This window comes from Actinoplanes sp. NPDC051405 (assembly GCF_055586185.1).
This window is the reverse complement of the sequence record NZ_JBVJIR010000014.1, coordinates 64915-89113: the sequence shown is the minus strand read 5'-3', so window position 1 is coordinate 89113 and position 24199 is coordinate 64915. Positions and strand designations below refer to the sequence as shown.

The window sequence follows — 24199 nt, the reverse complement described above, 5'->3', positions numbered from 1 at the left end:
TACCGACTGCACCGAGCGGCAACCAGCCGCACCGCGCCGCGGCCCCGCAGGCGAGGGCCACGAGGGCATGGCGAAAGAGGCTCAGCCATGACCGATTCGGTCCGCGGCACGTTTCAGGACCCGGGGCGGCCGCTGGCCGACCGGGTCACCGACCTGCTCAGCCGGCTGACCCTGCCGGAGAAGGTGGCGCTGCTGCACCAGCACCAGGCCCCGGTCCCGCGCCTCGGGGTCGGACCGTTCCGCACCGGGACCGAGGCCCTGCACGGGGTCGCCTGGCTCGGCGAGGCCACCGTGTTCCCACAGTCCGTCGGGCTGGGCAGCAGCTGGGACCCGGAGCTGGTGCGCCGGGTGGGCGCGGCGGTCGGCGACGAGGTGCGCGGCCTGCACCACAAGGACCCGGCGGGCGTGGGCCTCAACGTCTGGGCCCCGGTGGTCAACCCGCTGCGGGACCCGCGCTGGGGCCGCAACGAGGAGGGGTACGCCGAGGACCCGTGGCTCACCGGCGTGCTGGGCGGCGCGTACGCCCGGGGACTGCGCGGCGACGACCCGCGCTACCTGCGGACCGCGCCGACGCTCAAGCATTTCCTGGGCTACAACAACGAGACCGAGCGGCACCTCACGTCGAGCGACCTGCCTCCGCGCGTGCTGCACGAGTACGAGCTGCCGGCCTTCCGCGAGCCCATCGCCACCGGCGCGGCGGTCGCCGTCATGGCGTCGTACAACCTGGTCAACGGGCGGCCGACGCACCTGAGCCCGTTGCTGGCCGACGAGCTGCGCACCTGGACCGCCGATGACGTGCTGGTCGTGGGTGACGCGTACGCGTGCAGCAACCTGGCCGGTGAGCAGGGCTATCTGAGCGACCACGCGGCCGCGTTCGCCGCCGCGCTGCGTGCCGGGGTCGACTGCTTCACCGAGGACGCCTCGGCGACCCGGCAACGGCTGCACGAGGCGCTGGAGCGAGGCCTGCTCACCGGCTCTGACGTGGACGCGGCGGCCGGGCACATCCTGGCGATCCGGTTCCGGCTGGGCGAGTTCGACCCGGAGGGGCCCAACCCGTACGCGGCCACGACCGCCGAAGTGGTCAACTGTGTCGAGCATCAGCGGCTGGCCCGGCAGGCGGCCCGGAGCAGTGTCGTGCTGCTCAAGAACAGTGACGCGGTGCTGCCACTGGCTTCGGACGAGACGGTCGCGGTGCTCGGGCCGCTGGCCGACACCGTGCTGGCGGACTGGTACAGCGGCACTCTGCCGTACGCGGTGACGCCTTGCGCCGGCCTGGCCGAGCGCCTCGGCGAGCAGAACGTGCGGACCGCGGAGGGCGTCGACCGGGTCCGGCTGCGGACCGCCAACGGGACGGTGCTCGCGGGCGACGGTCCTGACGGCGCCCCGCTGCGGGTCGGTGAGACGACCACGGGCCTGGCGGCCGGCTTCGACCTCCTCGACTGGGGCGGCGGCACCATCACGCTGCGCGCCGCCGCCAACCGGCGGTACGTGCGCGCCGACGAGAACGGCGTGCTGGTCAACGACCGACCGGAACCAGGCGAGTGGGTGGTCCGGGAGACCTTCGAGCCGATCCGGCACCGGGACGCGGTGGTGCTGCGGCACCTGGCGAGCAACCGGTACGTCGTGACCGGCCCCGACGGCGTGCTGCGCGCGGACGCCGCCACCGAGGACACAGCCACCGCCTTTACGCTGGAGCTCGCCGAGGACGGGGTGGCGGCGGCCGCGGCGCTGGCCCGGGACGCGGACGTGGCTCTGGTGCTGCTGGGCAACCATCCGATGGTGGCCGGACGCGAGACGGAGGACCGGGTCGACCTGGCGCTGCCGCCGCGGCAGGAGGCGTTGCTGCGGGCCGTACGGGCGGCCAACCCGCGGACCGTGCTGGTGCTGACGAGCAGTTACCCGTACGCGGTGGGCTGGGCCCAGGAGCACCTGCCGGCGCTGGTGTGGTCGGCGCACGGCGGTCAGGAGTTCGGGGCCGCGCTGGCCGACGTACTGCTCGGCGAGACGCCCGACGGTGAGCCGGTGGAGCCGACCGGCCGGCTGCCGCAGACCTGGTACCGCGGCGCCGACGAACTGCCGGACCTGCTCGACTACGACATCATCGGCAGCGACGCGACGTACCTGTACTTCCGGGGCCGGCCGCTGTACCCGTTCGGGCACGGCCTGGGCTACACCCGTTTCGAGCACCACGACCTGCGATTGAGCGCCGAGCAGGCGGCTCCGGGTGAGCAGGTGGAAATCAGCGTCGACGTCGTCAACGTGGGCGATCGGCCGGGCACCGAGGTCGTGCAGTTCTACACCCGGCAACGCCGGTCCCGGGACAAGCAGCCGCTGCGGCAGTTGCGGGGCTTCCGGCGGGTCCGGCTGGCGCCCGGCGAGCGCGCCACGGTGACGATGCCGCTGCGGGTGGACGACCTGGCGTTCTACGACGTGGTCGGGGAACGGCCGGTCGTCGAGGCGGCCCGGCACTCGATACTCGCAGGCCGGTCCTGCACCGACATCACCGCGACTGCGACGCTGACCGTGCACGGCGAGGTCCTGCCCGACCGGCGGGCCGGCGGCGACGCGCTGCGGGCGGCGAACCGCGATGGGGAGTTCGGCACGGCCTTGACCGACGAGGGCCCGCAGCGCGGCGACGCGGTGGTGGCCGTGCGGGACGGCGCTTGGCTGGCTTTCGACCGCGTCGACTTCGGCACGGGCGGGCACCGGATCACCGCGGCGACGGCTGCGGCCGGCCCGGGCGCCCGGATCGAGGTGCGGCTCGACGAACCGCTGTCCGGGCCGGTCGCGGCCGTGCTGGACGTGCCCGCGACGGCCGGCCGGCACGACTGGATCGAGGTGGCCGCGCCGCTGGCCGGGGCGACCGGGCGGCGCGACCTCTATCTCGTCTTCCCGAGCGCCGGGGCCCGGTTGAGCGGGGTGCGGTTCAGTCCGGTGGGGTGAGCTCCGGGGGTGCGGCCGCCGCGGGAAGCCCCGAGGTGGGCGCGCCGCCGGCCGGGCCGCGCTGGCGTGAACGAGAGGATCCTCACCTGAGGCTGAGGAGGCTGACCTGAGGTTGCTCAGCCTGAGGGACGGATGAGGTCGAACCTCTCGCGCAGGCGTTCGGGCAGCTCCCCGATCAGCTCGTGACCCGGCCGGTGCGGCCCGGGCAGTCCCAGCAGAAAGCTTGTCACCAGCACCTCGTCGATCGTCCGGTCGCCGCGGTCGAAGTGGGCGTCGAGGAACTCCAGCACGCCGCGCCAGTCCAGGGCGGCGTCCTCGCCGTGCCGGTAGGCGTCCACGATCTGATCGGTGAGCCCCTCACCGATGCCGAAGACCACGTGCGGCAGCAGCTCACCGAGGTCCCGCAGGTGCTCCTCGTACCACGGCCGGAACGCCGGAAATCTCGTCACCAGGGCCTCGATGAACTCCTCGACCGTTGTCACAGCCGCCATCCCCCCGTTTCGGCGCCGGCGTGATGGTCGCCGATCCGCCGGTGCCGGTCAGCAGTGCGGGGACCAGCCGTCGGTGCCGGCGAGGAACGCCGTGATGGTCAGGCCGGCTGCCTCCGCGCGGGTCAGCTGCGGGCGGTCCGGCGTGATCAGCGCACCCGGGCCGCGGTTGTGGTACTCGGCGAAGCGGGCGTCGCGCCACGGCCAGGTGCCGAAGTCGCTCCACGGCGTCGCGCCGATGTGCGCGCCCAGCCAGGAGTCGCGGATGACGGTCTGGCCGATGGCGTTCGGGTCCTGGCTCGGGTGCCACGGCCGGCCCAGGTAGACACTGGCCGGCGGGGCGTCGGAGGTGAACGTGCAGGCCGCGAAGAGCAGCCCGTACGGGTTGGCCACGCTCGTGCTCGGCGCGGTCACGTAGCCGTTGTTGGTGGCCGAGCCGCGGTCCAGCGAGTGGATCCGGCACCGGTCGAAGGCGGCCGTCCCGCGGCCGAAGATGAAGTCCACGTCGCCCTCGACGTAGCAGCGTCGCAGGTAGATCCGGGCGGGCACGTCGGCGGCCGGGCTGTTCACGTAGAGCGTGTCCTGGTTGCCGAGGAAGCGGACGTTGTCGAACTCGAGGCGGTCGGCCCGGGTCAGGACGGCCACCGCCTGGCGGCCGGTGATCTCCGGGTGGGCGGCCTCGTCGAAGGAGTTCGAGAAGGTGAGGTTGCGGGCGGTGAAGCCGGCTCCGTCCACCGTGACCGAGGCGCTGCCCGAGGTGCCCCAGGTGCCGCCCTCGGGGCGCGGTGTGCCGTTGGCCCGATCGTCGGTGATGACCACCTGTTCCGGGCGCCGGCCGCGGCCGCGCAGCAGGATGTTCGGCCGGTCGGCGGGGATGATCACCTGGCCGTGGTAGGTGCCCGGGGCGATGTCGATGGTGAAGCGGGTGGCGTTGCCCGCCGGCACGGCGTCCACCGCCGCCTGGATCGTGGTGAAGTCACCGCTGCCGTCCGCGGCCACAGTGCTCCGCGGGCCCGGGCGGGCCTGGGCGGGGTGCCCGCCGGCGACCGAACCGGCGGCGATCGCCGCGCCGGAGGTGGCGGCGAGCCTGATCAGGGTGCGGCGATCCATGCTGACTCCTGCCGGGAGGAGCGCTCTAGGTAAGCGCTTTCCGGCCGACCGTAGAAGCCGCAGCCACGTCCGTCAATGCCTGGGACGGGCGAGAGCCGGACCAGGAGACACCTGGCCCGGCCCTGCCCGCTACTGGACGGGAAGGCTCACCACAGGATGCCCGGCTGCGGGATCTCGGCGCCCACGGCGAAGAAGTCGTGCCACTTCACGCCCGTACCGGTGAAGGTGCGGCCGGTGGAGCGGGCGACGTAGACGTCGGCCGCCGGCCCCCGGGTGAAGGTCACGATGTCGTCGCGGCCGTCGCCGGTGAAGTCGCCCGTGCCGGGGATCTCGGTGCCGACGGCGAAGAAGCTGTGCCAGCGAACGCCGGTGCCGCCGAACGACGAGCCGCGGGAGAGCGCGACGTAGACGTCGGCCGCCGCGCCTCGGGTGAAGGTCACGATGTCGTCCCGGCCGTCGCGGTTGAAGTCGCCGACCGAGGGCAGCTCGGAGCCCACGGCGAAGAGGTCGTGCCACTTCCAGCCCGTACCGGAGAACGACGAGCCGGTCGACAACGCCACGTACACGTCGGCGGCCGCGCCCCGGGTGAACGTGACGATGTCGTCCTTGCCGTCACCGTTGAAGTCACCGACCGCCGGCGTCTCCGAACCGACCGCGAAAAAGTCATGCCATTTCACGCCCGTACCCGAGAACGACGAGCCGGTCGACAATGCGACATACACATCCGCCGCCGTTCCCCGGGTGAACGTCGCGATGTCGTCCTTGCCATCGCCGTTGAAGTCACCGACAGCCGGCGTCTCCGAGCCCACCGCGAAAAAGTCATGCCATTTCACGCCCGTACCCGAGAACGACGAGCCGGTCGACAATGCGACATACACATCCGCCGCCGCGCCCCGGGTGAACGTCGCGATGTCGTCCTTGCCATCGCCGTTGAAATCGCCCACCAATGGCGTCTCGGTGCCCACCGCGAAGAAGTCGTGCCATTTCACGCCCGTGCCGGAGAACGCCGATCCCGTCGACAACGCCACGTAGACGTCGGCGGCCGGGCCGCGGGTGAAGGTGACGATGTCGTCGCGGCCGTCGCCGTTGAAATCGCCGGCCACGCCGCTGAAGCCGCCGCCGGCGGGCGGCGCCGCGGCTGCCGGAAAGGCCGGGATCTGCGCGGTCATGGTGATGGCGGTGACCGCGGCGAGCGCCAATAGACGCCGGTTGATGTGCATGGTTCTCCCCGTTCTGACGGAACTGCCTGGATGGGTGATGCTGCCGCAGAAAAACTAGCTTCAAAAGCGGCTCATGCCGCCATTCAGTCCGCTTCCCGTCCAGCTCGGGCAAAGGCCACGAACTGCCGGGCCAAGGTGTACGCTTTCCGCCTTCCCGGTCTCGCGGCCCGGCCCGATCGGGCCTAGGCTCTCGTTCGCCCGGCTCATACGTCTCGATCGCGATCCGATCGGCACGCCCCGCCGAGCACGTCGGACGAGAGGCACGACATGAGAAGACTCCTGACGGCCGCTGTCGTCATCGGCCTGGCGGCCGGTGGCGCGGTGGCGTCGGCGCCCGCGCAGGCGACGCCCGCGCGTGGCGAATCCGGTTACACACCCGCGCCGATCGCGTGGGGCACGTGCGAAAGTCCCGGGCTGCAGCGCCGCGGCGCGCAGTGCGGCATGCTCACGGTGCCGCTGGACTACCGGCGCCCGCGCGGCACCAAGATCAAATTGGCCGTCTCCCGCATCCTGCACAAATCACCGGCGGCGGACTACCAGGGCATCATGCTGACCAACCCGGGTGGCCCCGGCGGATCCGGGCTGACCCTGTCGGTGCTCGGCGAGTACGTACCGGACAACGTGGGCAGTGAGTACGACTGGATCGGTTTCGACCCGCGCGGCGTCGGCTCCAGCGAGCCGTCCCTGTCCTGCGACGGCAACCTGACCACCCAGTACAACCGGCCGTACTACGTGCCGGTCACCCGCTCGCTGGAGAAGCAGTGGCTGGCCCGCTCGAAGCAGTACGCGCAGGCCTGCGCCAAGGCCGGCGGCGAGCTGCTCGATCACGTCAAGACCACGGACACGATCGCCGACATGGAGAGCATCCGAAAGGCGCTGGGCGCGAAGCAGCTCAACTTCTACGGCTTCTCGTACGGCACGTACCTCGGCCAGGTGTACAGCACGCTGCACCCGGAGCGGGTCCGCCGGATGGTCCTCGACGGCAACGTCGACCCCCGCGACGTCTGGTACAAGGCGAACCTGGCGCAGGACGTGGCGTTCGACAAGAACATCAACACGTACTTCGCCTGGGTCGCCAAGTACGACTCGGTCTACCACCTGGGCACGACCGCCGGCGCGGTGAAGAAGAAGTACTACGCGACGCTGCAGCAGCTGCGCAAGGCACCGGCCGGCGGGGTCATCGGCCCGGACGAGTGGACCGACATCTTCACTTCGGCGGCGTACTACATCTTCGACTGGACGACCATCGCCGAGGCGTTCGCGGCGTACGTCAACGACGGCGACTACGCCCCGGCCAAGGCGCTGTACGACGGTGGCTACCCGCAGGGGCCGGGCACCGACAACGGCTACGCCATGTACCTGGCCACCCAGTGCACCGACGTGCAGTGGCCGAAGAACTGGAGCAAGTGGCAGCGCGACAACTGGCGGATCTACTCTCAGCACCCGTTCCTGACGTGGAGCAACGCCTGGTTCAACGCGCCCTGCGTGTTCTGGAAGGGTGACGTCGGCACGCCGGTGAACGTCAACGGCAAGAAGGCGCCGCCGATCCTGCTGATCAGCGAGACGAACGACGCGGCGACCCCGTACGCGGGCAGCCTCGAGGTCCGCAAGCGCTTCCCGAGGTCGGTGCTGATCGAGGGCGTCGGGGGCACCACGCACTCCGGCTCGCTCAACGGCATCGCCTGCACCGACAACGCGATCGCGGCGTACCTGTCCGACGGCACGCTGCCGGCCCGGGTGCGCGGCAACCGTTCCGACAAGCAGTGCGACCCGCTGCCGCAGCCGGACCCGACGGCCGCGGCGGCCAAGAGCGCGTCCGCGTCCGGCGGCGGCTCCAACCGCGTGCTGCCGGACCTCAGCGTCCTGCGCTGACGAAGGGCTGCCGAAGGCTGACGAAGTGCTGACGAGGGGGCGCGGGCCGGTGTGGCCCGCGCCCCCTTCTCATGCCCGCTCCGTGCTGCCCAGCAGGCGCGCGTCCCAGCGCCGGGAGCGGGCGGGGCCACAGGACGACAGCACCGCGGCGGCGTTCTCGGCCCGGCCGCCGCCGGCGACGGTCAGGCACCGGGCGCTGATGGCGCTGCGGATGTAGAAGCCTTCACCCTTCGCGTCCCACAGGCGCCAGCTGCGGGCCAGGCCGTCGTCGCACCGGTGCTGCACCGCGCGTCCGTCGCCGCCGGCGGCACTCAGGCACCGGCCACTGCGGACGTTCTGCACCTGGAACAGGCCGGTCAGCGACACGAGCCGCATCCGCCACAGGTGCGCGCTCTCCTCGCGGCAGGCGCTCTGCACGACGGCGTCGTTCGCGGCGGGCGCGAGGCATTTTCCGCTGTGCACGTTGAACAGCTGGAAGCCGGTGAGGAACGGGATCGCGGGTGCCGCCTGAGCCGGGCTCGCCGGCACCAGCGCCGTGGCCGCCATGGCCGCGGCAGTCAGCGTCGCGGCGGCCAGCGCCCGGGAACCGGCGGAGAGAATACGGCGGCGAACAGACATGACGCACCTTTCACATAAAACTTCACCATTCATTCCACAGCCGACAAGAAGGTATCCGGAGCACCCGTTCCGATCGGGGATATCCGCCCGAATCGCCCATCGCGTCGCGGCGGCCCACCGCCGTCGCGCATTCGTCCAGGCTGGCCGCAGCGGCGCCGCGACCATTCCGGCCGGCAGTCCGCCCGGACGGCGCAGTCACACGGCGAAGGAAGGTGACGGTGTCCCGGACGGCGGCGTACGCGCGGCCGCAACGCATCGTCAAGAATCGAAGTCTCTGCATGCCGGCCCGGGGCCGGCCGGCGACTCGCGCCAGGTCCGCAGCGCCCACCACAGGCCCACGGTAGCCAGCACGGTCAGCCCCTCCCCCGGCTCGCCCGGCACCAGCGGCACCCCGGTGAGCTCGTGCAGCCGGCGCAGCCGGTACCGGACCGTGTTCGGGTGCACGTGCAACGCCGCGGCCGTGTGGTCCAGCCGCTGACCGTGGTCCAGATAAGCCATGGCGGTCGACACCAGCTCGCGGTGGAAGTCGCCCCCGGCCCGCAGTTCGCCCAGCACGGCCGAGGTGACCAGGCCGGCGAGAACCGGCTGGGCACTCAGGGCGAGGTCGCCGGCGTGCTCGACGAGCAGATGCGGGCCGGGCCGCCCGGAGCGGGCGGCGATCGGCAGGGCGGCCAGGCAGAGGTCGAACACCGCGCGGATGCCCGGCAACGGCCACGCGGGGGCCGCGACCATCAGCACGCCCGGATCGAGGGCGTCCCCCGCCGGCATCCGCGTCGTGAGCACGGCGAGCCGGCCCCGCACCGTACCGGCGACACCCCCGCCCGCCGCCAGCCGGCGGCCCACCGCCCGCAGCCGGCCCGGATCGGTCACCTCGCCGACCAGGCAGTGGTAGCGGCCGTCGGTGCGCAGCCCGGCCCGGAGCAGCTCGGCCGGTGACGGCGCCGGCTCGTCGCCGAGCAGCAGAGCGCGCAGGACCCGGTCACCGGTCTCCAGCCGCGTGCCGGCCAGCGCCTGCTCCGCGGCCCGGTGACCGGCGATCACGTGCCGTTCCATGATCCCGAGGTAGCGGTCCAGGTCGAGCAGGACCTCGAGCAGGACCCCGTCGGGGATGGCGGCGTCGCGGGCCCGCTGCACGGCGATCTCCAGGGCCCGGTTGCGTCCCGCCTGCACGGCGCAGAGCAGGCCACCGATCGAGATGCCCTGCGCCGCCCGGTCGGCACCGAGCCGGGCCGCCTCGGCGAAGTCACTCGCGCTGGGATCGCCGGCCCGCGCGAAGGACGCCAGCCCGGCGGTGAACAGCAGCGCGACGTGCCGGCGGGTCTCCGCCGCGGGCAGCCGCGCGACCTCCGGCGCCTCCGCCCGGGCCGCCCGGACCAGGTCGTCCACGATGTCCTCGTCGGCGGCCATGGCCCACAACACCTTGACGAACACGTCGCCGCGCGCTGTCGGTGCCATGGCTGCTCCCGGGCGGTTGTGGCTGCCGCACAACGACGGGTCCGGACGTTGGTCCCCGGCGCCTATCGACGGACGGCGATCCGCTGTTTCCTGTTCGTTACCGCAAAGTAACATCACTCCCCGCGTCCAGGAGAGTCCCGTGTCCCGAAAAATGTTCGCGTCAACCGCCCTTGCCGCCACCCTGTTCGCCACCGCTCCGCTGCCCGCCGCGGCCGCACCACCCGCGGGTCTGCAGGAGGTGATGTTCGTCGGCAACAACTGGGCCGGCACGGTCGACGTCATCCGCCCCGGTGGCGGCTACACCAAGCTCGGCGGAATCAGTGTGATCCCGGATCTGGACGTCCGGCTCTGGGACATCTACCTCAACCCGATCAAGCTGGCCTACTTCCTCGGCATCCGCTCCGGTCCCGGCGAGGGTCACGACCAGCTCATCGACGACATGTACACCACCCCGGACGGCACCGCGCTGGTCGCCTCCCGGCCCAGCCTGGCTGACGTGATCTCGATCGACCTGCGCACCGGGCTGCCGAAGTGGCGGTTCCCGGTCTCCGGCTTCCGCGCCGACCACATGGCGGTCTCCCCGGACGGCACCCAGGTCGCGGTCTCGGCGTCCACCTCGAACACGGTGCACGTGCTCGACATCGCCACCGGCCGGCAACTGGGCTCGTTCGCCACCGGGGACAAGCCGCACGAGAACGTCTACACCGACGGCGGGCGCTACCTGTGGAACATGTCCATCGGTGAGGTCAACACCGACCTCGACGACCCCGGCTGGGACTGGACCAAGGGCAACCGGCGGATCACGGTCGTGGACACCACGACCTTCCGGACGGTACGCACGATCGACATGCGCGCCCGGCTGGACGCCTTCGGCCGCAAGGACCTGTCCAACGCGATCCGGCCCGCCGTGTTCAGCCCGGACGGCGCGAAGCTGTACTTCCAGGTCTCGTACTTCGACGGGTTCGTCGAGTACGACGTCGCCACCGACAAGGTGACCCGGGTGAAGACGCTGCCGAAGAACCCGGCCACCAGCGACGACCGCACCACCTTCGTCAACGACTCCCGGCACCACGGCCTGGCCATGAGCCCGGACGGCAGCAAGCTCTGCGTGGCCGGGACCATGGACGACTACGTGACCGTCGTCGACCGCGGTTCGCTGCAGGAGGCGAGCTTGGTCCCGGCGAGCAAGCCGTACTGGGCCACGGTGAGCGGTGACGGCCGGGACTGCGTGATCTCGGAGTCCGGCGCGGACCAGGTCTCGGCGATCAGTTTCGCCACCGGCAAGCGGGTGGCGACGGTGGCCGTCGGCGACCGCCCGCAGCGGGTCCGGATCGGCCACGTGGCCACCGGCTGGACCAGCCCCGTGGCGCGCTGACCCGTGCGCCTGCTGTTGAGCTGTCTCGTCGCCGCCTCCGCAGTCGTTGTCGTCCCGGCCGGGCCCGCCCTCGCGGACCCGGCCGGCGGACGGCGTTTTCGTCGACGTCTACAGCCTGACCCTGGCCGACGGCACGATGCCGGGGCACAGCGGCCCGGGTGCACCGTCCCGTCGCTGACCCTGACCGCTGGCGAGTACGTGGCCTCGGCGACGTGTGCCGGGGCGTGCGCGACGGCCGTACCCGGATCTTCTCGGCCGGCCTGACCACGAACCTCGGCGCGACCGTCAACGGCGGCCCGACCACCGCGGACTGTGTGACCTGGACCGCGCTCGCGGGCCCGCTTCCACGGGACGGGCCGGGGCGGAGGTCGACAAGCTGGGACCGGTCTTCACGAGGCGCTGAGGGCACCCGCCGGCACGGGCGCGAGGGTGATCTCGCCGAGTTGCCGGCGGACCACGTCGGCGTCGGGGTGCCCGAGCTCGCCGAGGATCACCGCCGCCCGGCGCCAGGCGGCGCAACCGTCCTGGACCGCTCCGGTCTCCAGCAGGACGGCGCCGATCCGGCGCAGGGTGTCGGCCTCCTGGTAACGGTCGCCGCAGGACCGGAACGCCGCCACCGCGTGCCGGAAATAGGTCAGCGCGTCACCGTGGTCCGCCCGCACGTGGTGCGCCATGCCGAGGGTGTCCCAGGTGAGCGCCCGGCCGAAGCTGTTGCCGAGCTGCTCGTGGATGGCCAGGGCCTGCCGGCAGTTCTCGATCGCCGCATCCGGACGGCCGAGATGGGCGTGGTGCCAGCCGATGGCGTTGAGGACGGTGGCCTGCCCGACGAGGTGGTGCCCGGCCCGGAACAGCGTCAGGGCGTGCTCGTCGTGCACGAGGGCGTCCGCGTGCCTGTCCTGCCGGCCCAGCATCCTGGCCGTCGTGCGGTGCGCCGCCGCCAGGCCGATCGGATCGCCGGCCGCGTGGAACAGCTCGCGGGCGGTGGCCAGCTCCGCGGCCGCCCGGTCGTAGGCGTTGAGCCAGATGTGCGCCATGGCCAGCCCCCGGCGTGCGTCCGCCTCGGCACCCGGGTCACCCAGCCGGACCGCGGCGAGGACCGCAGTCTGCTGGAGCGCCGCCCGGTCGTGCCACCGCCCGCGCCGTTCCAGATACGTGGTCATGCCCCAGACCAGCGCCAGGACCTGCGGATCGGCTCCGCACTCGGCCGCCTGCGCGACGCAGGACAGCAGCACCTGGTGCTCGTGCTCGAACCAGACCACCGCGTCGAGCGGGTCGGTCACCACCCGGACCGCCCCGGCGACCGGTCTGCCGGCCCCGGCATGGTCGGGCTGGTCGCGGGTCGGGTCGAGCGCCCGGTCCGCGGCCAGGGCGGTGCGGGCGTAGTAGTCGAGCATCCGGTCGCGGACCGGCGCCGGATCGCCGCCGGACTCCACGGCGTAGAGACGGACGAGATCGTGCATGCGGTACCGGCCCGGCTGGTGCTCCTGCACCAGGTGCGCGTCGATCAGCTCCCGCAGCGACGGCATGAGCTCCGCGCGGGTCAGCCCGATCAGGCTGCGCACAGCGGCCAGCGCGATGTCCGGGCCCGGGGCGGCACCGAGCCGGCCGAACAACTCGGCCGCCTCGGGCCGTACCGCCGCGACCGAGGCAGCGAGCACGGCCCGCAGGTTGCCCCGCAGATCGCCGGTGTCGAGCCCGTCCAGCCGGGCCGACGACTCCCGCAGGTCGTCGGCCAGCGCGGCCAGCGGCAGCTCGGGGGCGAGCGCCGCCCGGCCCGCCACGATCCCGAGCGCCAGCGGCAGGCCGGCGCAGAGGTGGATCAGCTCGGCGGCTGCGCCGGGCTCCCCGGCAAGCCGGGCAGCGCCGAGATGACCGGCGAGGACCTGCGCCGACTCCGCGTCGTCGATCACCCCCAGCGGTACGGGACGAGCACTGTGCCCCGCCACCAGGTCGGCGAGCCCGGTACGGCCGGTGATCAGGGCCGCGCAGCTCGCCGCGCCGGGCAGCAACGGCTCGACCTGGGCCGACGTACGGGCGTTGTCCAGCACCAGCAGTATCCGGCGCCCGGCCACCAGGCTGCGGTAGAGGGCGACCTGGCTGTCCGGGTCCGGGGGCACGGCTGCCGCGGTGACGCCCAGCCCGTACAGCAGGCCCCGCACCGCGGCCTCGGAGGTCAGCGGGTCCCGGCCGGGATCAAAACCGCGCAGGTTCACATAGAGCTGGCCGTCCGGGAAGCGATGGGCGTTGTCGTGGGCCCAGCGCAGCGCGAGCCACGTCTTGCCCACGCCGCCCGGTCCGTGGACCACCGCCACGCGGCCCGCCCGCCCGGTCTCCCCGGGCAGCAGCACGGTGTCCAGCCGCGACAGCATGACCGAACGACCGGTGAAGGCCGCCGGGAGCGACGGCAGCTGCTGAGGCGTCGATCGTTGCCGGATCACGCCGGTCCTGGGCGCTCCCAGCGACGTGTCGGTGCGCAGGATCCGCCCGTGCAGCCGCTGCAGGGACGGGCCCGGGTCGATGCCGAGCTCGTCGGCGAGCTGCCGGCGTACCCGGTCGTAGTGCGCCAGGGCATCGGCCCGCCGGTCACTGCGGTACAGGGCCAGGATGAGCTGGCCGGCCAGCCGCTCGTCGAACGGGTCGGCCGCCGCCTGCGCGCTGAGCGGGGCGAGCAGCTCCGCGTGCCCGCCGCCGGCCAGCAGCAGGTCGATGTGGTCCCGCTCGGCGGCCTGCCGTTCGCGGGCCAGCTCCGCGCGCACCTGCGCCGCCCAGGGTGTGTCGAGCGGGCCGAGTGGCTGACCGCGCCACAACCGCAGCGCCGCGGCGTACGCCTCCTGGGCCGTCGCCTCCGCACCGCAGCGGGCCGTCGCGACGAGATGCCGGAACCGGTGCACGTCGACCGACACCGGATCGACGGCGAGCAGGTAGCCCGCCGCCTGCCGGATGATCATCGCGTCCCAGGGCTCGAGGGCCTGCCGGAGCTTGCACAGGTAGGCCCGGGTGGTGTCCCGGGCCCGGCGCGGCGGGTCGGCTCCCCACACCCGCTCGATCAGGGTGTCGGCCGGGACGCACCGGCCGGCCTCGACGGCGAGCGCGGCCAGCACATACCGTTGCTTGGTGTGGCCGATGTCGACCGGCCGGCCACCGACGGACACGTCGATCTCGCCGAGCAACCGGAAGTCCGCTGGCACTGTGATCGGCTCCTCCTCCGTCCCGCTCAGTCTCCGCCGCCCGGGGCGTGACCGCTGTCGTCCAACGGACCTGCGGTTCAACGGAAATCCAACAGTCGCCCAACGGGCCCGGCCCACCTTGGTAAGCGAGGGCAGGCAGCAGGTGCCGGCCCCCACCCACCAGGAGGACACATGAAGGGCAACGCGGGAAACAGCACCGCCGCGAGCACGGCATCCACCCTGACCAGCACCGCGGGGCGGTACCGGCTGCAGCTGACCTCGCTGACCTGCAAGCGCAAGCAGGACACCACCGGACGGGACGAGCCGCAGCTGTTCGTCAACGGCGTCTCCATCTACGGCCCCGGTGACATCGGCAAGGGCGAGACCGTGGACCTGCGCCCGCGCTCCACGGTCTTCACGTCGGTCGCCCACATCGCCCTGGTGGAGGTGGACGCCGGCTCGGACGACCAGCTCGGCGTCGTCACCGCCATCGGTGGCCAGGCCGGCCACGGCCCGCAGCGCGGCGAGTTCCACCTGCCGAACGCCGACTACGAGATCTCGTTCCAGGTCGTCAAGGCCTGACCGGCCGGCTCGACCGAGCTCCGGTGCGCGGCGGCCCCGTCGGGACGTCGCGCACCGGCGGTCTCAGCCGGTGACCTCGGCCACCACCGCCACCATCTCGTCGAGGTGGTCCGCGGTCGTCAGATGCCCGGCGCCGGGGAGAACCCGCACGTCGAGACCCATCGTGCGGCGCACCGCCGGGATCAGCCGGCGGGGCGGCAGGAGCCGGTCATGAACGCCCACCGAGACGACACACGGCCGCTCGGCGCGCCGGGCCAGCAGCTGGGCCGGCAGCGGGGCGGGCGCCAGCGTCGTCCGGCACGAGGAGGCCATGAGCGCCATCCACTCCACCTCGGTCGCGGGCGGCTCCGCACCGGGAGCGACGAACAACCGCAGCATGCCGCGGGTGTGCGCGACGCGGGTTGCCCGCCACCACGACGTCCTCGGCGTCCATGGCGGCCAGAACCTCGTCCAGCGCCCGGCCGTACCAGGCCGGCCCGGCCCGGCGCGGCCGGCGCGGGTCGCTGAGCCCGGGCTGGCCCGGCAGGTCCACGACCGTGGTCGCCCAGCGGTCGGACAGTGCCCGCAACCACGGCAGCGCCACCGCGGCGTTGAAGCCGGTCCCGGGCACCAGGACGACCCGCGTACGTCCGGTGCCGGCCGAGGTGAGCGCCACCTCGCCGGCGCTGGTGTCCACGGTCGTGGTGCTGAGCGGGAAGCCGGCCTGTGCCAGGGCCTGGGTACACCACTGCCGGACCGCCTCCTGGCCACGAGGGTTCTTGTGGACGGTCGGCATCACGACAGTGTGTCCGGCGGCCGGTGGCGCGTCCAGCACCGGTCATTCGCGCTGGTCGGCGAGGCGGCGGCGCTGGTGGCCGAAGAAGGCGACCGCCGCGAGCCAGATGCCGGCCAGCGGCAGCAGGCCCAGCCAGCCCTGGGTGAGCAGCAGCATCCGGACCCGGCCCTTGGCCCACTGCATCCCCTGGGTCCGGCAGCCGTCGGTGCTGGCGCTGAGCACGTCACACTGCGGCTCGGCCTGGCCGGTCGAGACCGTACGCAGGCCCGCGTCCCGGGCGTCGGCCGTCGCCTTCGTGATCGGGCCCCGGGCGGGCAGGGTCGACAGGTCGGGCAGCCAGGTCTGGAAGGTGCGCAGCATCGCCGCGTGGCCGCGCTCGTTCGGGTGCAGGCTGCTGTGCGAGAAGTTCTTGGGGTGGAAGCGCTGTTCCGCGACACCGCCGACGGACCGGACGCCGATGAAGTTGAGGCCGGGGCGGCCCTCGTTCTGCTCGTCGCACAGCTGGAGGTTGGCGACCCGCAGCGAGGACTCCATCGCCGCCAGGTAGTGGAAGCCGAACTCCGCGGACGTCTGGGCGATCACCCGGTTGAGGCCGCCGGTCACGAACTCGTGCAGGAAGCGGCGTTCGCGGGGCGCCAGCGCCAGGTCGTCGCAGCGGCCGGTGAGGTCGATCGGGTCCGGGTAGCCGACGGTGACCACCGGGGTGTCCGGGAAGACCTGGTCGAGCTGCTGGTAGGTGTCGCGCAGGTTCTGGCGGACCTGCTCGAGCGCACCGGTCCAGAGCCTGCCCTGGCTGCTGCAGGTGCCGGGGGCCAGGCACATCAGCCCGATCGTGGAGAAGCCCGCGTCGTTGCCGCCGACCCCGGCGACCACCATCGCCGGGGTGAACCCGTCGCCGTAGTCGTGCAGGTAGGCGTCGAGCTGGGTGCGCTGCTCGCCGGCCTGTGGCTCCGGCGGCGGCACGCCGGGGCGGGTCGGCGGAGCCACCGCGGACTCGACGTTCCAGGTGCGTGCGCCCGAGCAGGCGAGGAACTCGACCTGGTCGAACGGGCGCTGCTGGCCGGCCATGGCGGCCCAGGCGGTCGGCGAGCGGCGGCACTGGTTGCCGCCGCCGACGTCCGTGCCCTCGTAGTACGTGGACGCGCCCTCACCGGACATGTAGGAGTCGCCGAACGCGACCAGCAGCGACCGGGCGGTGCGGTCCGGCACCAGGTCGGGCGGTACGTCGGCGGGCAGCGGTGTGACACCCAGCAGCGCGATCACGCTCATCACGAACGCGATGTCGGCCTGGGTGCTGGACACCACCGCGATCACCAGCAGCGCCAGCACGATGACGGCACCGAGCAGCCACGGCGAACGGGTCAGCGCGTAGAGCAGGACGGTGGAGACGACGAAAAGCGCCGCACCGGCGAGCCCCAGCCACAGGCGCAGCGGCCGCGGTCCGGACAGCCCGCACATCCAGCGGATGACGACCTCGGAGAGCAGCGCCACGCCGAGCGGCAACAGCACCAGCAGGGCCGCGCCCAGCAGCACGTACTCCAGGATCACGCCGGCCGTGCCGGAGCCGCGGCCGAGCAGCACGATGCCCAGCAGGGCGCAGCCGGCCCCGGCGGTGGTCAGGGTGAGCGCGAGGGTGCGCCGGATCCGGTCGGAGCGCAGTCCCTGCCGCAGCCAGGTGATGGCCGAGCCGGCCACGAAGTACGCCAGCAGGACACCGGCGAGGGCGGCACCGGCGCGCGGCCGGAACTCGTACGAGGCGACCAGCGCGACCGCCAGCACCAGCAGGACCGCCCCGGCGCGCCGGGAGATCAGCCACTGCCGGTCGTCGAGGCTGTCCATGTACTGGCCGCGGACCCAGAGCGTGGCCGCGATCACGAACAGCGTGAACCACACCTGGATGGTCAGCGACGACGCCCCCGACCGCGCGAAGAACAACAGCAGGATCAGGGCCACGGCGAACACACAGGTACGCCGTACCGCCGCGTAGTCGATTCCCGTCATGCCAAGCAGAGGCGCGTGGGCGTCCCGGAGATACCGGTACGCGCAGTCCGTCCAGATGGCCCGTTCGGCCGCCACCGGTTCCGGAACTCCGGCGAGTTGTCCGGATGCCGACGGGATTGCGGCATCCCCACCGAGAGCGCTCTCTTGACAGTTGGGCCCGTCTATCGCTTGCTGTGATCAGCTTCATTGCGACCCTGTTACGAAAGGACCTTTCCGCATGACGACACGCCCCACCGGCGGTGGCCGTCTCATCGGGCGCCGGCACCTCGCCGGGGCCCTGGCCCTCGTTCTCGCCGTCACGGCGACCGGCACGCTGACCGGTTCGGCCGCCTCGGCCGCACCGGCACGGCCGGGCAACTCCGCGCCGAATCTGGGGACCAACGTCACCGTTTTCGACCCGGCGACGCCGGTCGAGCAGATCCAGGCCACGCTGGACGCCACCTACGCCCAGCAGGTCGACAACGAGATGGGCACCCAGCGGTACGCCTTCCTCTTCAAGCCCGGCACGTACGGCACGGCGGACAAGCCGCTGCAGATCAAGGTCGGCTACTACACCGAGATCTCCGGCCTGGGCGCGTCCCCGGCCGACGTCGTGATCAACGGCAAGGTGGAGGTGTACAACCGCTGCCTGGAGGGTGGTGGCACCAGCAACTGCCTGGCGCTGGTCAACTTCTGGCGGACGCTGTCCAACCTGTCCATCAACGTCAACGGCAAGGGCCAGGACGGTTGCCGCGCGACGGCGAACTTCTGGGCCGTGTCGCAGGCGGTGTCGCTGCGCCGGCTCAACGTCAGCGGCGGCACCTTCTCGCTGATGGACTACTGCACCGCCGGCCCGCAGTACGCCAGTGGTGGCTTCATCGCCGACTCGAACTTCCCCGACGTGGTGAACGGCTCGCAGCAGCAGTGGCTCACCCGGAACAGCAAGGTGACGAGCTGGTCCAACGGTGTCTGGAACCAGGTTTTCTCCGGCGTGCAGGGTGCGCCGGCGGAGACGGCGTTCCCGAACCCGCCGTACACGACGCTGGAGAAGACCCCGCTGAGCCGGGAGAAGCCGTACCTGTTCACCGACGCGGACGGCCGCTACAGCGTCCGGGTGCCCGCTGCCCAGCGCAACACCAGCGGCACGTCCTGGTCCGCCGGTCTCACCCCCGGCCGGACCATCGCGCTGCGTGACTTCTTCGTGGCCAAGCCCTCCGACCCGGTCTGGCTGATCAACGCCAACCTGGCCCTGGGCAAGAACCTGCTGCTCACCCCGGGCGTCTACAACGTCGCGCAGAGCATCAAGGTGTGGCGTCCCAACCAGGTGGTGCTCGGCATCGGTCACGCCACCCTGACCGCGGTCAACGGCGCCACGCCGCTGACGGTCGCGGATGTGCCCGGTGTGGTGGTCGCTGGTGTGACCATCGACGCCGGCACCAAGGAGTCGAAGAACCTGCTCAAGGTCGGCAACAAGAACGGCATCGGCCTCAGCTCGGCGAGCAACCCGACCACGCTGTCCGACGTGTACTTCCGCGTCGGCGGCCCGCACATCGGCAAGGTCGACGTGGCTCTCGAGGTCAACAGCGACAACGTGCTCATCGACCACACCTGGGTCTGGCGCGGTGACCACGGCGTCGAGGGCTTCACCGAGGGCGTCAACGGTGACACCCAGCGCTGGCGTACCAACATCGGCCGCAACGGGGCCGTCATCAACGGTGACAACGTGACGGCCACCGGCCTGTTCGTCGAGCACTTCCAGCAGTACAACACCATCTGGAACGGCGAGAACGGCACGACCGTGCTCTACCAGAACGAGCTGCCGTACGACCCGCCGACGCAGGCGGACTGGACGCAGCGGGACGGCACGCTGGGCTACGCCGGCTACAAGGTCGGTGCCAAGGTCCGCAACCACAAGCTGTACGGGGCCGGCGTGTACGTCTTCAACCAGAACAACCCGGCGATCCACACCGAGAACGGCTTCGAGGTGCCGAAGCGCCCGGGCGTCAAGCTGCACCACATCATGACGGTCAACCTCAGCGCCGGCATCATCGACCACGTGGTCAACGGCGAGGGCGCTGCGGCGGACACCACCAAGATCGGCGTGCCGGTCTACGTGACGGACTACCCCGCGTCATAGCAACTCGCACCACCTCGAGGGCCGGATCCGCACCACGGGTCCGGCCCTCTCTATATCCAGCGGTGGAGGCGGGAATCCGGCTGCGGCCAGATCCGCCGGACGCCTGGTTTCGCGAGACTTCTTCCCATGTCGACCATCGCGCCGCTGATCCCGTACCACCGTCTCGGACGGACCGTCGCCCACCGCTGGTGGCGCCCCGTCGCCGGCACCGCCCTCGTGCTCGCCGGCACCATCGTGCTGATCCTGCTGGGCCTCGGGCTGACCTCGGTGGCCGCGGCCCTGTCCGGCCGGCCGGAGAACGCCGACGGCATGCCGTCGTTCGGCCCGCTCGCCGACCTGGCGTGGGAGTTCCTGCTGATCGCCGCGCTGCTGCCGCCGATCTTCGCGGCCGCCCGGTGGGTGCAGCGGCGCCCGGCCGGCACCCTGTCGTCGGTGACCGGACGGCTGCGGCTGCGCTGGCTGCTGACCTGCCTGCCGGTCGCTGCCGCCGCCGTCGCGGTGCTGCTCGGCGGGGGGATCGCGCTGGCCGCGGCGACCGGCGAGGACGCCGGGCTCGGCGACGGCCTGGCCGGCTGGGGGCCGTTCATCGCGGGCAGCCTGGTGCTGGTGGCGGTGGTGCCGCTGCAGGCGGCCGCCGAGGAGTACCTGACCCGGGGCTGGCTGCTGCAGGCGGTCGGCTCGATCTGCCGCGGGCCGTGGGTGCCGGTCGCGGTGCAGGCGGTGGTGTTCGCGGCGCTGCACGGCTGGGGCACCCCGTGGGGCTTCGCCGACCTCATCCTGTTCGGTGTCGTGGCCGGGTGGCTGACCGTACGGACCGGCGGGCTGGAGGCCGCGATCGCCCTGCACGTGATGAACAACCTGATCGCCGGTGTGCTGAGCGCGGCGTACGGCTCGCTCTACGCCGACGAGACCGCGGCGGACATGCCGTGGCAGCTCGCGGTGATCGACGTGCCGGTGCTGCTCGCGTACGCCGCGGTGATCGTGCTGCTGGCCCGCCGCCGGGGCGTCGCCACCTTCTACGCTCACCCGGTCGCCGCCCCGGTGCCGGTCGTGGAGCGCCCGCTCGTCAGTCTCGGTCGTGAGTCATGAGCGAGCACGAGGGCAGTCGCTGGTGGATCGGCGCGGCGCTGGTGCCGTTCAGTCTGCTCATGGTGCTGCGGGGACTGCGCTGGGCCCAGCTGATCATCGACGGGCCGCTGGCCCGCTGGTACGGGCAGCTCGGAGTCGTCGTGCTCGGCTTCGGCTGCTACGCGGCGGTGCGTCTGCTGCTGCGCCGGGCGTACCGCCGCCGGTCGTGACCCTTGCAAGCGCGCGATCGGCCGGGCGGCCGATCGCGCGCCGCCGGGTCAGATGGTGTCGTCGCCGAGCTTGCCGCGCAGCTTGGCCAGTGCCCGGCTGATCAGGCGGGAGACGTGCATCTGCGAGATGCCGACCTGCTCGGCGATCTCGGTCTGGGTGAGGTTGCCGTAGAAGCGCAGCGTCAGGATCCGGCGCTCCCGCTCGTCGAGCGAGGCCAGGGCCGGGCCGAGCGCGAGCCGGGCCTCGGTCAGCGCGTACTCGTTGTCCTCGCCGCCGAGGGTCTCCCCCAGCTCGGTCGTCCCGTCGGTGCCCACCGGGGTCGACAGCGACGTGGCGTTGTACGCCCGCGCGCCCTCGAGGCCCTCCAGCACCTCTTCCTCGGTGATCTCCAGGTGCTCGGCGATGTCGGCCACCGTGGGCGACCGGCCCAGCGTGTGGGTGAGGCTGTTGTTGGCGGCCGTGATGGCCAGGCGCAGCTCCTGCAGGCGCCGGGGCACCCGGATCGCCCAGGTGCGGTCCCGGAAGTGCCGCTTGATCTCCCCGATGACCGTGGGGATGGCGTATCCGGCGAAGTCGGTGCCGAGGCCGGGATCGAACTTGTCGACGGCCTTGATCAGCCCGACCGTGGCGGTCTGCAGCAGATCGTCCGCGGGCTCGCCGCGACCGGCGTAGCGGTTGGCCAGGTGGCGGGCCAGCGGCAGCCAGGCCTCGATGGCCCGCTCGCGCAGGGCCGGCCGGGACGGGTGGGCCGCCGGCATCGCTGCCATCGCGCGCAGCAGGTCGTCGGCGTTCCCGGCGGTCCGCGTACTGGTCAGCGGGTTGTCCTCAGTCGCACGCCGAGCGGTCTTCGTGTTCACGCGATCTCCCTGCAATAGTTGCCGTACCGCAAGCGACATTACCGGTGACGAAGCGTCCCAAACCGGGTCAGCCGGGGAAATACCCGATGGTGGCGCGCTCATCCCTCGACGCCGGTGTCGGTGTGCGCCGCGCCCACCGGCTTGGATTGCGGGGAGCCGCGCTGACGCAGATAGATGGCCAGGATCGCGATCGACGCGACGGCCAGCAGCTCGGACTGCCAGTTCTGGAGCGTCCGGTTCCAGAAGTCCGGCTCCCGCACATACTGCCCCCAGGAGACCGGATCCTGCAGGTCGCCGAGCTGCTCCTCGTTGTAGGCGGCCACCCCGGCGACCGACTGGGCCAGCCAGGACCCGAGGAAGATCAGACCCATCACCAGGCCGAGCGAGTTGGAGAGCAGCGTGCGGCGCCAGCCCGCGGCCCGGGCCCACTTCGGCGACGCGTCGGTGGCGTACCGGCCCACCTTCTGCTCGCGGTCCGATTCCCGGCCGGCCTCGTCCAGGGACTTGGACTCGGGCGAGCCCTTCTGCAGCAGCCAGACGGTCAGAAAGGTGTACAGGAAGAACTGCAGATACTCCGACTGCCAGTTCTCCGCCACGTCGGTGGCGAAGCTCGCCGAGGTCAGGTACCGCCCCAGCGACGCCTCCGGCAGTCCCTCGCTGAGCTGCATCTGATTGAAGTCGGCGTGCCCGGCGAAGGCCTGCCCGACCAGCACCACGAGGAACAGCAGCCCGAAGACCAGGCCGAGGGAGTTCTCCCGGACGAAACGCTTCACCGGTGCAGCACCCCCAGCGTGATGAAGTACGCCAGGCCGGTGCCGACCACCACGAGCAGCAGCACGAACAGAAAGCGCATCGCTCAGCTCCCCTTCAGCGCACAGTCGTACGGGCGCTCGGGCCGCGGGGTGCAGCCGGCCGCGACGACCCGCCAGCCACCGGGGAAGACCGCCAGGAAGACCGTGTCACCGGCGAACCGGACCTGGGCCCACTGGCCGTACACGTCGGTGCCGGTGACCGCGCCCGGCTCGGACAGCTCTTCCTCGAGGACCGCCTCGGCGCACGGCTTGTCGGCGTCGGCGGCCAGCTCTGCGGCGGTGTCCGGCGCGAGCAGCGCGCACGCGGACGCGCCGTCGCGGTCGGCGACCGCGGCCAGCAGCCGCACGGCCACGTCATCCGCGGCGCGGCTGCGGTCATCGACCGAACCGCAACCGCTCAGGACCAGCCCGGCCAGCCCCAGCAGGACGGGCCACAGCACGGCCGACGAAGATCGACTACGGAGCACAGGCGCAGCTATGCCCCACTCCCCCGAATTTCAACCCTGCGTTCTCGGAAAGTCGCCCGCGTGAGCACTAACGTCGGTGCCGGATGCTCAGCTCCGACCATGACGATCGATGCGACCTGGACGTGGCCGCGAAGGCCTACGCCGAGGACCGGACACGGGCCGGCCCGGCGGGGCGCCGAGCGCTGCGCGACGAACTGATCCGCCGCGGCCTGCCGCTGGCCGACGGGCTGGCCCGCCGCCACCAGGACCGCCCCGAGCCGCTCGACGACCTGGAGCAGGTCGCCCGGCTCGGCCTGATCAAGGCCGTCGACCAGTACGACCCGGCGCGCGGCTCGTTCACCGCCTTCGCCGTGGTCACCGTCCGCGCCGAGCTCGAACGGCACCCCCGCTTCCCGGCCACGGCAGCGGTCGCCGTACTTCCGGGCACCCGGGTACGCATGCTCGCCGGCGGCACCGACGAGACGGTGGACGAGCTCCCGGACCGGCTCGCGGTCACCGAACTGGTCCGCACGCTGCCGCACCGCATCCAGCGGATCATCGCGTGGCGCTTCCACGGCAACCAGAGCCAGGCCCGGATCGCCGAGCAGCTGGGCATCTCCCAGATGCAGGTCTCCCGCCTGCTGCAGCAGGCGCTGACCTGGCTGCGGACAGCCATGCTCAGCGACGTCCCGCCGCCCTGGACGGGCCAGGACGACACCCACGGCCCGGACAGCCTGCGGATCGACATCCGGCAGGGCGACGCGGCGCTGATCGTCCGGGTACGCGGTGAGCTCGACCGCGACACCGCCGACCGGCTGCGGCACCGCCTGCACGCCGCCGTCTCACTGGCCGCACCCGGCCCACTGGTCGTCGACCTGACCGAAGTCCCACTGGTGGACGCGGCCGGAGCCGCGGTGCTGCGCGACGCGTTCATGGCCGGCTCACTGTCCGGCGTGGAGGTCACCTTCACCGGTCTGCAACCGCACGTGACCACGGTGCTGACGGTCCTGGGCCTGACCCGTACGGGAAATGCAGGTGCGCGCCCCGACCAGCGGTGACTACG

The 24199-nt window shown here is 72.2% G+C and carries 19 protein-coding genes; 8 read left to right on the top strand and 11 right to left on the bottom strand.

Annotated features, from left to right (window positions below):
* Positions 1-87 precede the first annotated feature (87 nt).
* Complete coding sequence (locus ACZ6S4_RS28140; protein ID WP_465477767.1) at positions 88-2943, top strand: glycoside hydrolase family 3 C-terminal domain-containing protein; 2856 nt, start codon at positions 88-90, stop codon at positions 2941-2943.
* A 116-nt stretch (positions 2944-3059) separates the two neighbouring features.
* On the opposite strand, the gene ACZ6S4_RS28135 is transcribed toward ACZ6S4_RS28140, so the two are convergent.
* The 3 genes from ACZ6S4_RS28135 to ACZ6S4_RS28125 form a co-directional block, all read right to left on the bottom strand.
* Complete coding sequence (locus ACZ6S4_RS28135) at positions 3060-3425, bottom strand: DUF7674 family protein (protein ID WP_465477766.1); 366 nt, start codon at positions 3423-3425, stop codon at positions 3060-3062.
* Between the two features lie 57 nt (positions 3426-3482).
* A complete protein-coding gene (locus ACZ6S4_RS28130; RefSeq protein ID WP_465477765.1) occupies positions 3483-4541 on the bottom strand; it encodes a pectinesterase family protein in 1059 nt (352 codons plus the stop codon).
* A gap of 146 nt (positions 4542-4687) precedes the next feature.
* Positions 4688-5761, bottom strand: a complete 1074-nt coding sequence (locus ACZ6S4_RS28125; RefSeq protein WP_465477764.1) for an FG-GAP repeat domain-containing protein — start codon at positions 5759-5761, stop codon at positions 4688-4690.
* A 267-nt stretch (positions 5762-6028) separates the two neighbouring features.
* Between ACZ6S4_RS28125 and ACZ6S4_RS28120 the strand changes: the two genes are divergently transcribed.
* Complete coding sequence (locus ACZ6S4_RS28120; RefSeq protein ID WP_465477763.1) at positions 6029-7633, top strand: alpha/beta hydrolase; 1605 nt, start codon at positions 6029-6031, stop codon at positions 7631-7633.
* Between the two features lie 69 nt (positions 7634-7702).
* Here ACZ6S4_RS28120 and ACZ6S4_RS28115 read toward each other — a convergent pair whose 3' ends face one another.
* Together ACZ6S4_RS28115 and ACZ6S4_RS28110 are read right to left on the bottom strand one after the other, a co-directional pair.
* Positions 7703-8251, bottom strand: a complete 549-nt coding sequence (locus ACZ6S4_RS28115; protein ID WP_465477762.1) for an RICIN domain-containing protein — start codon at positions 8249-8251, stop codon at positions 7703-7705.
* A gap of 258 nt (positions 8252-8509) precedes the next feature.
* On the bottom strand, positions 8510-9706 hold the full coding sequence (locus tag ACZ6S4_RS28110; RefSeq protein ID WP_465477761.1) for a PucR family transcriptional regulator: 1197 nt from the start codon (positions 9704-9706) through the stop codon (positions 8510-8512).
* A 151-nt stretch (positions 9707-9857) separates the two neighbouring features.
* On the opposite strand from ACZ6S4_RS28110, the gene ACZ6S4_RS28105 reads away from it, so the two are divergent.
* Positions 9858-11081: a YncE family protein gene (locus tag ACZ6S4_RS28105; RefSeq protein ID WP_465477962.1), complete on the top strand. Its 1224-nt coding sequence runs from the start codon at positions 9858-9860 to the stop codon at positions 11079-11081.
* A 389-nt stretch (positions 11082-11470) separates the two neighbouring features.
* Here the strand turns inward: ACZ6S4_RS28105 and ACZ6S4_RS28100 are convergent, their stop codons facing one another.
* Positions 11471-14269, bottom strand: a complete 2799-nt coding sequence (locus tag ACZ6S4_RS28100; RefSeq protein WP_465477760.1) for an AfsR/SARP family transcriptional regulator — start codon at positions 14267-14269, stop codon at positions 11471-11473.
* Positions 14270-14440: 171 nt separating this feature from the next.
* Here ACZ6S4_RS28100 and ACZ6S4_RS28095 point away from each other — a divergent pair, with 171 nt between their 5' ends.
* Positions 14441-14830, top strand: a complete 390-nt coding sequence (locus tag ACZ6S4_RS28095; RefSeq protein WP_433730694.1) for a hypothetical protein — start codon at positions 14441-14443, stop codon at positions 14828-14830.
* Positions 14831-14893: 63 nt separating this feature from the next.
* On the opposite strand, the gene ACZ6S4_RS28090 is transcribed toward ACZ6S4_RS28095, so the two are convergent.
* Both ACZ6S4_RS28090 and ACZ6S4_RS28085 read right to left on the bottom strand, forming a co-directional pair.
* A complete protein-coding gene (locus ACZ6S4_RS28090; RefSeq protein ID WP_465477759.1) occupies positions 14894-15208 on the bottom strand; it encodes an alpha/beta fold hydrolase in 315 nt (104 codons plus the stop codon).
* A 439-nt stretch (positions 15209-15647) separates the two neighbouring features.
* A complete protein-coding gene (locus ACZ6S4_RS28085; protein WP_465477758.1) occupies positions 15648-17606 on the bottom strand; it encodes an SGNH/GDSL hydrolase family protein in 1959 nt (652 codons plus the stop codon).
* Positions 17607-17823: 217 nt separating this feature from the next.
* Between ACZ6S4_RS28085 and ACZ6S4_RS28080 the strand changes: the two genes are divergently transcribed.
* From ACZ6S4_RS28080 to ACZ6S4_RS28070, 3 genes are all read left to right on the top strand, one after another.
* A complete protein-coding gene (locus ACZ6S4_RS28080; RefSeq protein WP_433730688.1) occupies positions 17824-19722 on the top strand; it encodes an adenylyl cyclase in 1899 nt (632 codons plus the stop codon).
* A 126-nt stretch (positions 19723-19848) separates the two neighbouring features.
* On the top strand, positions 19849-20811 hold the full coding sequence (locus tag ACZ6S4_RS28075; RefSeq protein WP_465477757.1) for a lysostaphin resistance A-like protein: 963 nt from the start codon (positions 19849-19851) through the stop codon (positions 20809-20811).
* Positions 20808-21020, top strand: coding sequence for a hypothetical protein (locus tag ACZ6S4_RS28070; protein ID WP_465477756.1), 213 nt, complete (start codon positions 20808-20810; stop codon positions 21018-21020). Before ACZ6S4_RS28075 ends, ACZ6S4_RS28070 begins: the two co-directional genes overlap by 4 nt.
* A 48-nt stretch (positions 21021-21068) precedes the next feature.
* On the opposite strand, the gene ACZ6S4_RS28065 is transcribed toward ACZ6S4_RS28070, so the two are convergent.
* From ACZ6S4_RS28065 to ACZ6S4_RS28055, 3 genes are all read right to left on the bottom strand, one after another.
* Positions 21069-21788: a SigB/SigF/SigG family RNA polymerase sigma factor gene (locus tag ACZ6S4_RS28065; protein ID WP_465477961.1), complete on the bottom strand. Its 720-nt coding sequence runs from the start codon at positions 21786-21788 to the stop codon at positions 21069-21071.
* Positions 21789-21976: 188 nt separating this feature from the next.
* Positions 21977-22651: a DUF6766 family protein gene (locus tag ACZ6S4_RS28060; protein WP_465477755.1), complete on the bottom strand. Its 675-nt coding sequence runs from the start codon at positions 22649-22651 to the stop codon at positions 21977-21979.
* Positions 22652-22734: 83 nt separating this feature from the next.
* Positions 22735-23130, bottom strand: a complete 396-nt coding sequence (locus ACZ6S4_RS28055; RefSeq protein WP_465477754.1) for a hypothetical protein — start codon at positions 23128-23130, stop codon at positions 22735-22737.
* Positions 23131-23240: 110 nt separating this feature from the next.
* Here ACZ6S4_RS28055 and ACZ6S4_RS28050 point away from each other — a divergent pair, with 110 nt between their 5' ends.
* The gene (locus tag ACZ6S4_RS28050) at positions 23241-24194 is read left to right on the top strand and encodes a sigma-70 family RNA polymerase sigma factor (RefSeq protein ID WP_465477753.1); all 954 of its coding nucleotides are present in this window, start codon (positions 23241-23243) and stop codon (positions 24192-24194) included.
* Positions 24195-24199: the final 5 nt, after the last annotated feature.

Coding starts and splice junctions, on each gene's coding strand:
- ACZ6S4_RS28050 (WP_465477753.1), top strand. CDS start 23,241: ATGCTCAGCTCCGACCATGACGATCGATGCGACCTGGACGTGGCCGCG.
- ACZ6S4_RS28065 (WP_465477961.1), bottom strand. CDS start 21,788: ATGGCAGCGATGCCGGCGGCCCACCCGTCCCGGCCGGCCCTGCGCGAG.
- ACZ6S4_RS28125 (WP_465477764.1), bottom strand. CDS start 5,761: ATGCACATCAACCGGCGTCTATTGGCGCTCGCCGCGGTCACCGCCATC.
- ACZ6S4_RS28130 (WP_465477765.1), bottom strand. CDS start 4,541: ATGGATCGCCGCACCCTGATCAGGCTCGCCGCCACCTCCGGCGCGGCG.
- ACZ6S4_RS28085 (WP_465477758.1), bottom strand. CDS start 17,606: ATGACGGGAATCGACTACGCGGCGGTACGGCGTACCTGTGTGTTCGCC.
- ACZ6S4_RS28105 (WP_465477962.1), top strand. CDS start 9,858: ATGTTCGCGTCAACCGCCCTTGCCGCCACCCTGTTCGCCACCGCTCCG.
- ACZ6S4_RS28075 (WP_465477757.1), top strand. CDS start 19,849: ATGTCGACCATCGCGCCGCTGATCCCGTACCACCGTCTCGGACGGACC.
- ACZ6S4_RS28120 (WP_465477763.1), top strand. CDS start 6,029: ATGAGAAGACTCCTGACGGCCGCTGTCGTCATCGGCCTGGCGGCCGGT.
- ACZ6S4_RS28140 (WP_465477767.1), top strand. CDS start 88: ATGACCGATTCGGTCCGCGGCACGTTTCAGGACCCGGGGCGGCCGCTG.
- ACZ6S4_RS28115 (WP_465477762.1), bottom strand. CDS start 8,251: ATGTCTGTTCGCCGCCGTATTCTCTCCGCCGGTTCCCGGGCGCTGGCC.
- ACZ6S4_RS28080 (WP_433730688.1), top strand. CDS start 17,824: ATGACGACACGCCCCACCGGCGGTGGCCGTCTCATCGGGCGCCGGCAC.
- ACZ6S4_RS28095 (WP_433730694.1), top strand. CDS start 14,441: ATGAAGGGCAACGCGGGAAACAGCACCGCCGCGAGCACGGCATCCACC.
- ACZ6S4_RS28070 (WP_465477756.1), top strand. CDS start 20,808: ATGAGCGAGCACGAGGGCAGTCGCTGGTGGATCGGCGCGGCGCTGGTG.
- ACZ6S4_RS28110 (WP_465477761.1), bottom strand. CDS start 9,706: ATGGCACCGACAGCGCGCGGCGACGTGTTCGTCAAGGTGTTGTGGGCC.
- ACZ6S4_RS28090 (WP_465477759.1), bottom strand. CDS start 15,208: ATGCTGCGGTTGTTCGTCGCTCCCGGTGCGGAGCCGCCCGCGACCGAG.